Origin of the sequence: Flavobacterium sp. (genome assembly GCF_046293665.1) — a bacterium.
Lineage (GTDB): Bacteria > Bacteroidota > Bacteroidia > Flavobacteriales > Flavobacteriaceae > Flavobacterium.
In genome coordinates this window covers 124522-137511 of record NZ_JBKBOL010000001.1, presented here as the reverse complement: position 1 = coordinate 137511, position 12990 = coordinate 124522, and the positions used below count along the sequence as shown (strand labels likewise).

Sequence of the window (12990 nt, the reverse complement as noted above, 5' to 3'; positions counted from 1 at the left end):
TCTCATAGCCCCGCTATCTGTTACAATCTTTTTTAAATTGAAACAATTTAAAAAAGATTGTAACAGATAGCGGGAAAATGGATAGCAAATATACCTAAACCTTTCGCTCCAAAACAATTATTTAACCCAAATTTCACTTTGTAAAATCATCGGAATCACAACACCAATGATGAAGGCAGAAATGATTAAAATCCAGTCGCGTTTCGAGAATTTTAATAGTGTTTGAAAGATAAAAGCGAGTATTAGCGCCGCGATGACTACTATAATTTGAGCCGCTTCAATACCAAGAGCAAATTCAAACATGGGCAATAATTTGTCGGTTGGTTTTCCGGAAAGAATGCTGTTGAAGTAGTTTGAAAATCCTAATCCGTGAATGATTCCGAAAAAAAGTGTGATGAAACCAATGAAAGTTGGGTTGTCTTTTTTAGCGGATTTTCCAGTGCTGTAAAGATTAAAAATGGCCGTAATTAAGATGGTAATAGGAATTAAAAACTCAATAAAAACGGGATTGATTTTTATGATTTCAAAAACAGAAAGAAACAAAGATAAAGTATGTCCAAGGGTGAATAAGGAGACTAAAATTAAAATTCGTTTCCAGGCTTTGGTGTCATAAGGAACGGTTAAGGCTAAAAGAAATAAAACATGATCGTAAGCAGAGATATCAAGCACATGTTTTAAACCGATATTGAAGTATATCCAGAAATCTGACATTATGGTTTGGTTGTTTTGTTTAGTGGTTTGGAACGTAAACTTACAATTAATTTTAATTGCGCTTTAAAAATAAACCTGAAAATCGATAAAAAACATTTTGGAAATAGGTTTTCTAAAAAAGGAAATTGGCTTATATTTGCAGTATTAAAACCAATAAAATTATGTCAATTTCAGATTTATTTGATAGCGAATTTAAAAGCAGAAACAAAGGCCATTTTTCGGCTATCGTTCGTGTTGCTACTGCCGACGGCGATATGAGCAAAGAAGAGAAAGAGTTTTTGGATAAATTGGCCGTTCGTTTAGAAATATCCGCAGCAGAATATGAAGAGATTTTAGAAAATCCTTTAAAATACCCAATCAATCCGCCGTATTTGCATGTGCAAAGATTAGAGCGTTTGTATGATTTGTCGCGTATGGTTTATGCGGATCATATTTTGGGACCAAAACAAAAAGAAATCCTAACCAAATTTGCTTTGGCTTTAGGATTTACTCCGGGGAATGTACCTTATATTGTTGATAAAGCGTTGTCGTTATTGGTGATGAATGTAGATTCGGATACGTTTGTGTACGAGATGACACATATGAATAAGTAAAAAGGCAAAAGGCAATAGCCAAAAGTTAACTTTAATATAAAAAGGCAGGAATAATTTATTTCCCTGTCTTTTTTGTTTTCTAATGCCTGGTGCCATTTGGCTAATGCCTAGACATATTTAGCCATAAATTCTTCCGCTTTTTCAACCATATTGTAGCTTCCACAGAAGAAAGGCACGCGTTGGTGCAATTCTGTTGGGTTGATTTCCATGATTCTGCCAAAACCGTCTGAGGCTTTTCCACCGGCTTGTTCAGCGATAAACGCCATTGGATTGCATTCGTATAGCAAACGCAATTTTCCGTTAGGCGATTTGGAACTCGTTGGATAAATATAAATCCCGCCTTTAATCATATTTCTGTGAATATCGGAAACCAAACTTCCGATGTATCTTGAAGTATAAGGTCGGTCGCCTTCTTCCAGCTGACAGTATTTCAAATAATCTTTCACGCCTTGAGGGAAATGCACGTAGTTGCCTTCGTTGATAGAGTAAATATTTCCGTCTTTTGGGAATTCCATATTCGGATGGGACAAATAAAACGTTCCAATCGCCGGATTTAAGGTAAACCCGTTAACGCCATGACCAGTCGTATACACTAACATGGTTGAAGTACCGTAAATCACATAACCGGCGGCTACTTGCTGAGTTCCGGGTTGGAGAAAATCTGCTGAAGTTACAGGTGTTCCAACAGGTGTTACTCTACGAAATACCGAAAAAATTGTCCCTACTGATACATTCACATCTATATTTGAAGAACCATCTAAAGGATCCATTAAAACTACATATTTGTTGCTGTGTGTTTTATCGGAACCGGCAACGGTGATGTAATCATCATTCTCTTCGGAAGCAATTCCGCAGACAATTTCGCGGTTGATTAAAGTTTGGATAAAAACTTCATTGGCATAAACATCCAACTTTTGTTGGTCTTCGCCTTGGATATTTTGGTCTCCGGCAGCGCCGATGATATCCACTAAACCGGCTTTGTTCACCTTATAGTTTACGACTTTCGCCGCCAATCGGATGGAATTGATGATTCGGGATAATTCTCCGGAGGAATATTTAAACTCTTCCTGTTTTTCGATGATAAATTCACCAAGCGTTTTGTTGCGTTCTTCCATTGCGAAATCGTTGTAGTTGTGGCTGCAAATATCGCTAAATTTGCCCAAGAAAAAATGTATTTCGCAAAGAAATTATTAATTGTATTTTTGCGGAAAATTTAATCCAAATGAACATCCGAAAAGGAACTAAAGCTGACATGCAAGCGGTACTCGATTTAATCCAAGAATTGGCAGTTTTTGAAAAGGAACCGGATGCTGTAGTGGTAACCGTAGCCGATTTAGAGCGCGATGGTTTTGGCGAAAATCCTTTGTTTCATACATTCGTAGCGGAAGTTGAAAATGACCCGAGCGATAGCGAACAGGCGAAGCAGATTGTTGGCATGGCGTTGTATTATTATCGCTATTCTACTTGGAAAGGAAGAACCATTCATTTGGAGGATTTAATAGTCAAAGAAAAAATGCGCGGCACCGGTTTAGGTTTGGCTTTGTATACCAAAATTATGGAACAAGGCAAAGCAGACAACGTTCGAAGAATCGAATGGAATGTCTTAGATTGGAATACGCCGGCCATAGAATTTTATAAAAAATCGGGGGCGAAAATTTTAGCAGATTGGGACGTCGTTCAAATGGACGAACAAGGAATAAATGAATTTTTAACTAATTTATAATGAGAATTTTCAAATTTGGGGGAGCATCCGTTAAAGATGCTGAAGGTATTAAAAACGTATTTAGTGTATTAGAAAAAGTAGGTCATGAAGACACGCTTTTGGTGATTTCCGCAATGGGAAAGACCACAAATGCTTTAGAAGTAGTCATCAAGAATTATTTTGAGAAATCGAATGAATTGCATTCCTCACTACAAGAAGTCAAGAAGTACCACTACCAAATTTTGATGGATTTGTTTGAAGACGAAGAGCACGATGTGTACTTTGCCGTAAACAATCATTTCGCCGATTTAGAATATTTTATCCGAAGCAGCAAATCGCCCAACTACAACTATGTTTATGACCAAGTGGTGAGTTATGGTGAGATTTTGTCCACTACGATTGTTAGTCATTATTTCAATCAAGCCGGTTTGAAAAACAATTGGATTGACGTTAGGAATTTCATCAAAACCGATAATACGTATCGTGATGCCAATGTCGATTGGGAAAAAACCCAGCAGTTGATTTCTAAAGGCGTAAAGAAAAAAGCACTCAATATTACGCAAGGATTTTTAGGGTCAGATGAAAATAATTTCACCACTACTTTAGGACGTGAAGGTTCCGATTATACGGCGGCGATTTTTGCCTATTGCTTAAACGCTGAAAGCGTAACCATTTGGAAAGACGTTCCGGGTGTGATGAATGCTGATCCGAGGTATTTTGAAAATGCGATTTTATTGAATCAAATTTCCTATCGTGAAGCCATTGAATTAGCGTTTTACGGAGCAACCGTGATTCACCCAAAAACGTTACAACCGCTACAGAAAAAAGAAATTCCGTTGCATGTAAAATCGTTTATCAATCCGCTTTTGCCGGGAACCAGTGTTTCTAAAGGAAAAGATTTAGAGCCACACACGCCTTGTTATATTGTAAAAAGAGACCAATTATTGATTTCACTATCGTCTATCGATTTCTCTTTTATTATGGAAGAAAACATCAGCGAGATTTTTGCTTTGTTTCATCAATACAAGATGAAAGTGAGTTTGATTCAGAACTCAGCCATTAGTTTTTCAGTAAGTGTGGAAGATAAATTTGGTAATTTCAATGAGTTGAAAGCCATTTTGTCTAAAAAATTCAAAGTTGCTTACAATGAAAATGTGTCTTTATATACGATTCGCCACTTCAACAAAGAAGCTGCCGAAATGGTGGAAAAAGACAAAACGGTACTGTTGAAACAGATTTCGAGAGAGACGATGCAGGTTGTGACAAAGGAATAATTCGATTTTATTTTATACTTTTATAAAAAAAAGACATGGAAATCAAAGATTTATCAAAGTATTCCAATGCTGAAAAAATTTTGTTGGCAGAACAATTATGGGACAGTGTTGCTAAGAGTGAAATCGAATTGTCTTGTGAAATCGAAATGGAATTAGACCATAGACTTCAATTGTTGGAAGAAGGTAAAACGACTTTATATTCTTTGGATGAGGTAAAAAGCCACATCAACAAAATCAGAAAATAATAATGCATAAAATTAGTTTTACTAAAGAAGCATTATTTGACGTTGAAGCTATAGTTCTTTGGCACGAAGAACATAGAGTTGGACTTTCTTACGATTTTGAATTGTGTCTTGAAGTAGGATTGACCGAAGTTTCCAGAAATCCCAATCATTTTCAAAAGCGTTATAAAAACGTAAAAGTTAGATTTATTTCCCGATTTCCCTTTGGAATTCATTATCTCATTAAAGAAAATGAAGTTGTAGTTTTGGGTGTTTTTCACACATCTCGTTCGCCAAAAAATTGGTCTAAAAGAATTTAAATCCTAACAAAACATACATTTTCAATGGTTTTTACGTTTATATATGTATGCTGAAAAAAGGGCTATTATTATTGGTGCTACTCGGTTTTTCCGGTCTTTCGGCTCAGGAAATCAAATCGTTGTACCAAACCAAAAAAATAGCGGTTTCTACTGATACTATCGCTATTGAAAAAGTAAGCATAAGCCCGAGTTTTTTCAAATTACTAACAAGAGAAGGCAAAGAAATTGATACCGCTTTCTACAAAGTCGATTTCAAAACCGGAAAATTGTTTTTCAAGAATGGTTTTACTTCCGCAGATAGTTTGACCATTCGCTATTTCAAATACCCCGAACATTTAACCAAAACTTATAGTATTTACGACCAAGACAAAGTGGTTCCCAATGAAGCCGGAAATCTTTACCAAGTCAACCGTTCCATCAAAAAATTTGTCCCATTTGAAGGCTTGAACACCTCCGGAAGCATTACTCGTGGCGTAACGATAGGCAACAATCAGAACGCTTCGGTAACTTCGAATCTCGATTTACAAATCACCGGAAAAATTTCGGATAAAGTCTCACTCCGTGCGTCGATTCAGGATTCTAATATTCCTTTGCAAGACAATGGTTATTCGCAACGATTAGATGAGTTTGACCAAATTTTCATCGAATTATTTACCGACAAATGGAATATCCGCGCCGGCGATTTATTTCTTGAAAACCGACAATCTCGCTTTTTGAATTTCAACAAGAAAGTACAAGGATTGTCAACGCGTTTTACTTTTGGTGGCGAAGAGAATAAGACGGAAATCTTTGCTTCAGCGGCTTTGGTTCGCGGACAATATGCTAAAAGCGCTTTTACCGGACAAGAAGGCAATCAAGGGCCGTATAAATTGCGTGGGAATAATGGCGAATTGTATGTCCTAGTAATCTCAGGTTCGGAACGAGTTTATGTCAATGGCATTCTAAAAAAACGTGGCGAAAACAACGATTACATCATCGATTATAATGCCGGAGAAATCACGTTTACGTCTTTGTTTCCTATTACTTCCGAAATGCGAATCGTCATCGAATACCAATATTCGGACAGGAGTTATACCCGATTTGTAACTTATGGCGGTGCCAATTATACGTCGAAAAACTGGAGCTTGGGCGGTTATTTGTATTCTGAAAACGATGTCAAAAACCAACCGTTGCAACAAAGTTTGTCACCTGAGCAAGTCGCTATTTTGGCCAATGCCGGAGACGATGTCAACCTCATGAACGCGCCATCAGCGTATTTGGATACGTATTCAGAAAATAAAATTTTGTACAAAAAAGTCTTCGTCAATGCGGTCGAAGTTTTCGAATATTCGAATAATCCCGAAGACGAATTATACAACGTAAGATTTACATTAGTTGGTAATAATCTCGGGAATTATATTTTAACCAACACCGGTGCAATTGGTAAAATTTACCAATATGTCGAACCGATAGCCGGTATTCCGCAAGGCAATTATGAACCGATTACCCGATTAGTCGCGCCAACAAAAATCCAGATTGCCACGGTTTTAGGAAAATACAATCCGAACGAGAAGACTTTGGTAGATTTTGAAGTTGGTATCAGCAATAACGACCAAAACTTATTCTCTTCTATTGATGATGCCAATAATAAAGGTGTCGCCGGAAAACTGAATTTCAAGCAAAGATTATTTTCTAAAAAATGGCGAATTGATGCGTTTGGAAATTACCAATATGTACAAGAAAATTTCAGAACCATTGAGCGTTTGTTCAATATCGAATTCAATCGCGATTGGAATTTAACCACTTTTGAAGGCAATCAGAGTTTAATTATTAATGGGTTAGATTTCTCTTTACCCGAAAAAGGCAAACTAACTTACCAATTCGAGAAATTGGATTTCTCCGAAAGTTTTTCAGGAAACCGTCATTTGGTTAATGGTTTTTTCAAACTCAAAGATTGGAATTTATCCCAAAACACCAGTGTTTTAAATAGTGATGGTAGTTATGCAAAGTCTACTTTCATTAGAAATCAATCGCAAGCACGTTATCATTTTAAAAAGAATTGGATTGGCGGTAGCTTGAGTTTGGAGGATAATAAAGAAAGATTAGTGTCAACGAACCAACTGTCGGTCTTGAGCCAAAAATTTACCGAATATGGCGCATTCCTCGGGCGTGGAGATAGTACAAAAGTTTTTGTCGAATTAGGTTATTTGCATCGTGTCAACGACAGTTTACAAAACGGCTTCTTGCAAAAAGTTAATACTTCACATTCCTATTATTTAAAATCAAAATTGATTCAAACCGACAAAACTAATTTGGCTTTATTTGTCAACTACAGAAATTTGAAATTTGAAGATCAGACAAGAGGTAGCGAACCGTCCTTAAATTCAAGGTTATTGTATAACGATCAATTTTTCAAACAATTTGCCCAAGTTACGACAGCTTATGAAACTACCTCCGGAACGATTGCCCAACAAGAATTCACTTATCTGGAAGTTGAGCCCGGACAAGGTGTTTACACTTGGATTGACTACAACAACAACGGAATTCAAGAATTACAAGAATTTGAAATCGCTCCGTTTCCTGATCAAGCTCGATATGTTCGCGTGTTTTTGCCGAATCAGATTTTTGTTAAAACCCATCAGAATAAATTTTCGCAATCGTTGACCTTGAATCCGGCGCAATGGCAAAATACTAAAGGTCTTAAGAAAGTGTTGTCTCATTTTTACAATCAAACCTCGTTTTTAATCGAGCGAAAAATTCGTCGAAACGGGGATAATTTCGACCTAAATCCTTTTTCTAAAGATGAAGACAATTTATTAGGATTGAACACCAGTTTCCGCAATAGTTTGTTTTACAACCGCGGTAAACAAAAGCACTCAACGACTTATACTTTTAACCAAAACGAACTCCAAACGTTACTTTCTGTAGGTTCTCAAGAAAGCGAAAACAAGTCGCATCAATTGCAATACACGCATTTGGTTCAAAAATCTTGGTTGTTTAATTTAGGTGCTAAAACTATTAAGACTACTTTGTTTTCTGAAAATTATGAGAGCAAAAATTTTGAAGTTAAAGCATACCAAATCAATCCAAAAATCTCCTATTTGTTTAATAAAAATGCCAGTTGGGATGTTTTTTACGAATACCAAAATAAAGAAAATCAAATTGGCAATTCGGAACAATTGAAGCAAAATCGTTTCGGCACATCTTTTTCTTATGCCAGCGAAAAGAAATTTACGATGAATGGAGAATTCTCATTATATGACAATAAGTTTGTTGGCGATGCCTTATTGCCGGTGGCTTTTCAAATGTTAGAGGGTTTACAGCCGGGTAAAAACCTAACATGGCGATTGTTGTTGCAAAAGAATTTGACTCAATTTTTAGATATTAACATCAATTACCAAGGAAGAAAAACAGAAACCAGCAAATCCATTCACACCGGAAATGTTCAATTGAGAGCATATTTTTAATGTTAATTAGTACTTCGCATTTATTTTTTTCTTACTTTTAATCAAGCTAAATATTTAAATTAATCACCATGAAAAAACTAATTTTAATTTGTTTTCTTTTTGCTTTTATAGCAAATACCAATGCGCAAGAAAAGCTTACTGATCAAATGAAGACGGCTAAAGCAACCTCAGAAAAAGCAGCAATAGAAAAAGCAGCAAAAGAAAAAGAGGCTAAAATTAAAGCAGAGAATGAAGCCAAAGTGCGTTTGAAAAAAGACGGAACGCCGGATAAACGCTATAAAACAGAAGCTAAAGTGCCATTAAAGAAAGACGGCACGCCTGACAAGCGTTACAAAGCAAAAGAGAACAATGCCTCTGCCACCGGAAAAGCCAATTCAGCAGCCGGAAAAGCCAAAGCAGCAGCTAATAAAACAGAAGCTAAATCTAAAATAGCTATAAAAGAAAGAGTTTCCAGCGAAAAAGCACCTAAAAACAATAAGGATAAGGTCACAGGAACCTATAATGGTAAAAAAGTGTATACCGGGCCAAGAGGAGGAAGATATTATATCAACTCTAATGGTAATAAAACCTATATTTCGGATGACAAATAAGAAATAAAAGTACACTTTGCAGAGAGCGGTTTTTTCAAGCGAAAAACCGCTCTTTTTTTAGCCCCAAAAAACCGATTTCAGAAGAGGCTAAAATGTTAAAATTTCGGCATCAGTAAATTCTTAACTTCCTTTGTTTTAGGGCTTTTTCATGTTTTTTTAAAAATTATAATATTGAAAATCAACAAGTTAATAATAAATCAAAAAGATCAAACAAAAGCCTTTTTTGTTAAAAACTAGACCCGATTGTGAATAAGTTTGGCTTTCTTTTTACGTTTCGTTTGACAATCTTTGTAACAGACAGATTTTAGATAAAATCTCCCCAATAATCCAAATAATAATTTCAAAATGGCTGCTATCGAACCAATTTTACAAGAAAACAAAAACCGCTTCGTGATTTTCCCAATCAAACACCATGATATCTGGGATTGGTACAAAAAAATGGAAGCCAGTTTTTGGACTGCCGAGGAAATCGACTTACACCAAGATTTATCAGACTGGAATAACAAATTGAATAGCGATGAAAAATATTTCATCAAACACATTTTGGCCTTCTTTGCCGCTTCTGACGGAATTGTAAACGAGAATTTAGCAGAAAACTTCGTAAACGAAGTGCAGTATCCGGAAGCCAAGTTTTTCTACGGTTTCCAGATTATGATGGAAAACATCCACAGCGAAACCTATTCGCTATTGATTGATACGTATGTTAAAGATGAAGCTGAAAAAAATCAATTGTTTAACGCCATTGATGTATTTCCGGCGGTAAAGAAAAAAGCAGATTGGGCTATGAGATGGATTAGTTCTGATTCATTTGCAGAAAGATTAATTGCTTTCGCAGCGGTAGAAGGCATCTTTTTCTCAGGGGCATTCTGTTCGATTTTTTGGTTGAAAAAACGCGGTTTAATGCCGGGATTGACTTTCTCCAACGAATTAATTTCACGTGACGAAGGTGTTCACTGCGATTTCGCCGTGCATTTGCACAACCACCATTTGGTAAACAAAGTGTCTAAAGCCAGAATCACCGAAATTATCACCGACGCTTTAACTATCGAAAGAGAATTCATCACCGAATCACTTCCGGTAAGTTTAATCGGGATGAACGCCAACTTAATGACACAATACCTAGAGTTTGTAGCCGACAGATTATTGGTGGAATTAGGATGCAAAAGAGTCTACAACTCCAACAATCCTTTCGATTTCATGGACATGATTTCGTTACAAGGAAAAACCAATTTCTTTGAAAAACGCGTGGCCGAATACCAAAAAGCCGGCGTAATGTCAAAAGATACCGACGATCAAAAAATTAGCTTCGACGCTGATTTCTAATTTGAAGATTTTAAAATTTGAAAATGCTGCTTAAGCGTTGAATAATTATAAACACTTCGGATTTAAAAAAAATAAAGATTTGAATTGTTGCTGAAATTCATTTTCAAATCTTCACACGAGCGTTAGCGAACTGACGTAAGTAAATTGCCGAATTTTCAAATCAATTACAATTAACCCGAAATAGCGAAGGGATTCCCTATTTCACAAAACAAAACAAGTATGTACGTAGTAAAAAGAGACGGTCACAAAGAACCGGTAATGTTTGACAAAATCACAGATAGAATTAAAAAACTATGCTATGGTTTGAATGAATTGGTCGACGCTGTAAAAGTAGCGATGAAAGTTATCGAAGGATTGTATGACGGAGTAACCACTTCCGAATTAGACAACCTAGCCGCAGAAACAGCCGCGTCCATGACCGTAACACACCCGGATTATGCGCAATTAGCCGCTCGTATTGCTATCTCCAACTTACATAAAAACACCAACAAATCATTCTCGGAAACGATGAATGAAATGTACCATTATGTTAATCCTAGAACCAACCAACAAGCTCCATTGCTTTCGGATGAGGTTCACCAAGTGATTCAGGAAAATGCCGAGTTTTTAAACTCTCACATCATATACAACCGAGATTTTAACTACGATTATTTCGGTTTCAAAACCTTAGAGCGTTCGTATTTGTTAAAAATCAACGGTAAAATCGTAGAGCGCCCACAACATATGTTGATGCGTGTATCGGTTGGAATTCACTTAAACGACTTAGAATCGGTAATAGAAACTTACGATTTAATGTCGAAAAAATTCTTTACTCATGCGACGCCAACGCTTTTCAACGCCGGAACACCAAAACCACAAATGTCATCTTGTTTCTTGTTATCCATGAAAGATGACAGTATTGATGGTATTTACGATACGTTAAAAAATACCGCGAAAATTTCCCAATCTGCGGGCGGAATCGGTTTATCAATTCACAACGTTCGTGCAACCGGTTCATACATCAGAGGAACTAACGGAACATCCAACGGAATTGTTCCAATGCTACGTGTATTCAACGACACCGCGCGTTACGTTGACCAAGGCGGCGGAAAAAGAAAAGGAAGTTTCGCCATTTATCTAGAAACTTGGCATGCCGATATTTTCGAATTCCTCGATTTGAAAAAGAACACCGGAAAAGAAGAAATGCGTGCACGTGATTTGTTCTTCGCGATGTGGACCTCAGATTTGTTTATGAAACGTGTAGAAGAAGATGCGCAATGGACTTTAATGTGTCCAAACGAATGTCCAGGCTTATGCGACGTTTACGGAGACGAGTTTGAAGCCATGTACACGTCTTACGAAGCACAAGGAAAAGGAAGAAAAACGGTAAAAGCGCGTGAACTTTGGGAGAAAATCCTCGAATCACAAATCGAAACCGGAACACCATACATGTTGTACAAAGATGCCGCGAACAGAAAATCGAACCAAAAGAATTTGGGCACCATTCGTTCATCCAACTTGTGTACCGAAATCATGGAATACACCTCGGAAGACGAAATTGCGGTTTGTAACTTGGCTTCTATTTCGTTACCCATGTTTGTCAACAACAACAGATTTGATCACGAATTGTTATTCAACGTAACCAAACGTGTAACCCGCAACTTAAACAAAGTAATCGACCGCAATTACTATCCTGTAAAAGAAGCCGAAAACTCTAACATGCGTCACCGTCCGGTGGGATTAGGCGTACAAGGTTTGGCCGATGCGTTCATCTTATTGAGAATGCCGTTCACCAGCGATGAAGCCAAACAATTGAACCAAGAAATATTCGAAACGCTATACTTCGCCGCCGTAACCGCTTCGATGGAAATGGCGAAAGAAGAAGGTCCATATTCAAGCTTTAAAGGGTCGCCAATTTCAGAAGGTTTGTTCCAACACAACCTATGGAACATCAAAGACGAAGAATTATCAGGCCGTTGGGATTGGGCAAGCTTGCGCAAAGAAGTAGTAAAACACGGGGTGAGAAACTCCTTATTGGTAGCACCGATGCCAACTGCTTCAACATCACAAATCCTTGGAAACAATGAAGCTTTCGAACCCTATACTTCTAACATTTACACGCGTCGTGTATTGTCAGGAGAATTTATTGTGGTAAACAAGCATTTGTTGATGGATTTGGTAGAAAGAGGTTTGTGGGACGAAAGCTTAAAGCAAGAAATCATGCGCAACAACGGTTCCGTGCAAGGCATCGACAGAATTCCTGAAGACTTAAAAGAACTATACAAAACCGTTTGGGAAATGTCGATGAAAGACATTATCGACATGTCGCGTCACAGAGGTTATTTCATTGACCAATCACAATCGTTGAACTTGTTTATGCAAGATGCCAACTATGCGAAACTAACGTCAATGCACTTCTACGCTTGGAAAAGCGGCTTGAAAACCGGAATGTATTACCTAAGAACCAAAGCTGCGGTTGACGCCATCAAGTTCACGTTGAACAACGATAAAAAAGCGGAACCAATCTTATCCGAACCGGAAGCTGTAGGCGTTGAAGTAGTAGCACCAACCGAAAACGGAGAAATGACCGCCGAAGATTTTGCCGCCATGGTAGAACAAGCCAGAGCCGCTGCCGCAAATGGCGGTGATGATTGCGAAATGTGTGGTTCTTAATTGATATAAATAAAAAAAGCTTCAATTGCAGTTGAAGCTTTTTTTAAGAATGTAGATAATATAACTGAAGTTCTATTCTACAGCCAAAAAGTTATTAAGTTTTGACAAGCAAATATAACATAATTTGGTAAAAAAAGGACTTCTCTAGTATAAATTTC

General features: G+C 37.2%; 11 protein-coding genes. 9 read left to right on the top strand and 2 right to left on the bottom strand.

From position 1 onward, the window contains the following. Positions 1–117 precede the first annotated feature (117 nt). Positions 118–711, bottom strand: a complete 594-nt coding sequence (locus tag ACK4R1_RS00550) for a HupE/UreJ family protein (protein ID WP_409682168.1) — start codon at positions 709–711, stop codon at positions 118–120. Positions 712–872: 161 nt separating this feature from the next. Between ACK4R1_RS00550 and ACK4R1_RS00545 the strand changes: the two genes are divergently transcribed. After that, positions 873–1304 carry a TerB family tellurite resistance protein gene (locus ACK4R1_RS00545; RefSeq protein ID WP_409682165.1) on the top strand — a complete coding sequence of 144 codons (432 nt, stop codon included), beginning with the start codon at positions 873–875 and terminating at the stop codon, positions 1302–1304. 107 nt (positions 1305–1411) lie between these two features. Here ACK4R1_RS00545 and fbp read toward each other — a convergent pair whose 3' ends face one another. Continuing rightward, positions 1412–2419 (bottom strand): class 1 fructose-bisphosphatase, encoded by a 1008-nt coding sequence (gene fbp / locus ACK4R1_RS00540; protein WP_409682162.1) that lies wholly within the window; start codon positions 2417–2419, stop codon positions 1412–1414. A gap of 107 nt (positions 2420–2526) precedes the next feature. Between fbp and ACK4R1_RS00535 the strand changes: the two genes are divergently transcribed. The 8 genes from ACK4R1_RS00535 to ACK4R1_RS00500 all read left to right on the top strand — a co-directional run bounded on the left by ACK4R1_RS00535 (position 2527) and on the right by ACK4R1_RS00500 (position 12832). Next, the gene (locus ACK4R1_RS00535; RefSeq protein WP_409682159.1) at positions 2527–3027 is read left to right on the top strand and encodes an N-acetyltransferase family protein; all 501 of its coding nucleotides are present in this window, start codon (positions 2527–2529) and stop codon (positions 3025–3027) included. Further along, a complete protein-coding gene (locus ACK4R1_RS00530) occupies positions 3027–4280 on the top strand; it encodes an aspartate kinase (protein WP_409682156.1) in 1254 nt (417 codons plus the stop codon). The genes ACK4R1_RS00535 and ACK4R1_RS00530 overlap by 1 nt, the downstream gene beginning before the upstream one ends. Before the next feature lie 35 nt (positions 4281–4315). Next, a complete protein-coding gene (locus ACK4R1_RS00525) occupies positions 4316–4525 on the top strand; it encodes an addiction module protein (protein ID WP_409682153.1) in 210 nt (69 codons plus the stop codon). 2 nt (positions 4526–4527) lie between these two features. Then, positions 4528–4821 (top strand): type II toxin-antitoxin system RelE/ParE family toxin, encoded by a 294-nt coding sequence (locus ACK4R1_RS00520; RefSeq protein WP_409682150.1) that lies wholly within the window; start codon positions 4528–4530, stop codon positions 4819–4821. A 47-nt stretch (positions 4822–4868) separates the two neighbouring features. Then, entirely contained in the window at positions 4869–8267 is a 3399-nt protein-coding gene (locus tag ACK4R1_RS00515; protein ID WP_409682147.1) for a hypothetical protein, read from the top strand. 68 nt (positions 8268–8335) lie between these two features. Further along, positions 8336–8857: a hypothetical protein gene (locus ACK4R1_RS00510; RefSeq protein ID WP_409682144.1), complete on the top strand. Its 522-nt coding sequence runs from the start codon at positions 8336–8338 to the stop codon at positions 8855–8857. Between the two features lie 345 nt (positions 8858–9202). Then, positions 9203–10180, top strand: a complete 978-nt coding sequence (locus ACK4R1_RS00505) for a ribonucleotide-diphosphate reductase subunit beta (protein WP_409682141.1) — start codon at positions 9203–9205, stop codon at positions 10178–10180. A gap of 219 nt (positions 10181–10399) precedes the next feature. Further along, positions 10400–12832, top strand: a complete 2433-nt coding sequence (locus tag ACK4R1_RS00500) for a ribonucleoside-diphosphate reductase subunit alpha (RefSeq protein ID WP_409682138.1) — start codon at positions 10400–10402, stop codon at positions 12830–12832. Positions 12833–12990: the final 158 nt, after the last annotated feature.

Excerpts from the sequence above, each read along its gene's own strand:
- ACK4R1_RS00545 (WP_409682165.1), top strand. The coding sequence starts at position 873 with ATGTCAATTTCAGATTTATTTGATAGCGAATTTAAAAGCAGAAACAAA.
- ACK4R1_RS00515 (WP_409682147.1), top strand. The coding sequence starts at position 4,869 with ATGCTGAAAAAAGGGCTATTATTATTGGTGCTACTCGGTTTTTCCGGT.
- ACK4R1_RS00510 (WP_409682144.1), top strand. The coding sequence starts at position 8,336 with ATGAAAAAACTAATTTTAATTTGTTTTCTTTTTGCTTTTATAGCAAAT.
- ACK4R1_RS00535 (WP_409682159.1), top strand. The coding sequence starts at position 2,527 with ATGAACATCCGAAAAGGAACTAAAGCTGACATGCAAGCGGTACTCGAT.
- fbp (WP_409682162.1), bottom strand. The coding sequence starts at position 2,419 with ATGGAAGAACGCAACAAAACGCTTGGTGAATTTATCATCGAAAAACAG.
- ACK4R1_RS00520 (WP_409682150.1), top strand. The coding sequence starts at position 4,528 with ATGCATAAAATTAGTTTTACTAAAGAAGCATTATTTGACGTTGAAGCT.
- ACK4R1_RS00525 (WP_409682153.1), top strand. The coding sequence starts at position 4,316 with ATGGAAATCAAAGATTTATCAAAGTATTCCAATGCTGAAAAAATTTTG.
- ACK4R1_RS00500 (WP_409682138.1), top strand. The coding sequence starts at position 10,400 with ATGTACGTAGTAAAAAGAGACGGTCACAAAGAACCGGTAATGTTTGAC.
- ACK4R1_RS00505 (WP_409682141.1), top strand. The coding sequence starts at position 9,203 with ATGGCTGCTATCGAACCAATTTTACAAGAAAACAAAAACCGCTTCGTG.
- ACK4R1_RS00530 (WP_409682156.1), top strand. The coding sequence starts at position 3,027 with ATGAGAATTTTCAAATTTGGGGGAGCATCCGTTAAAGATGCTGAAGGT.
- ACK4R1_RS00550 (WP_409682168.1), bottom strand. The coding sequence starts at position 711 with ATGTCAGATTTCTGGATATACTTCAATATCGGTTTAAAACATGTGCTT.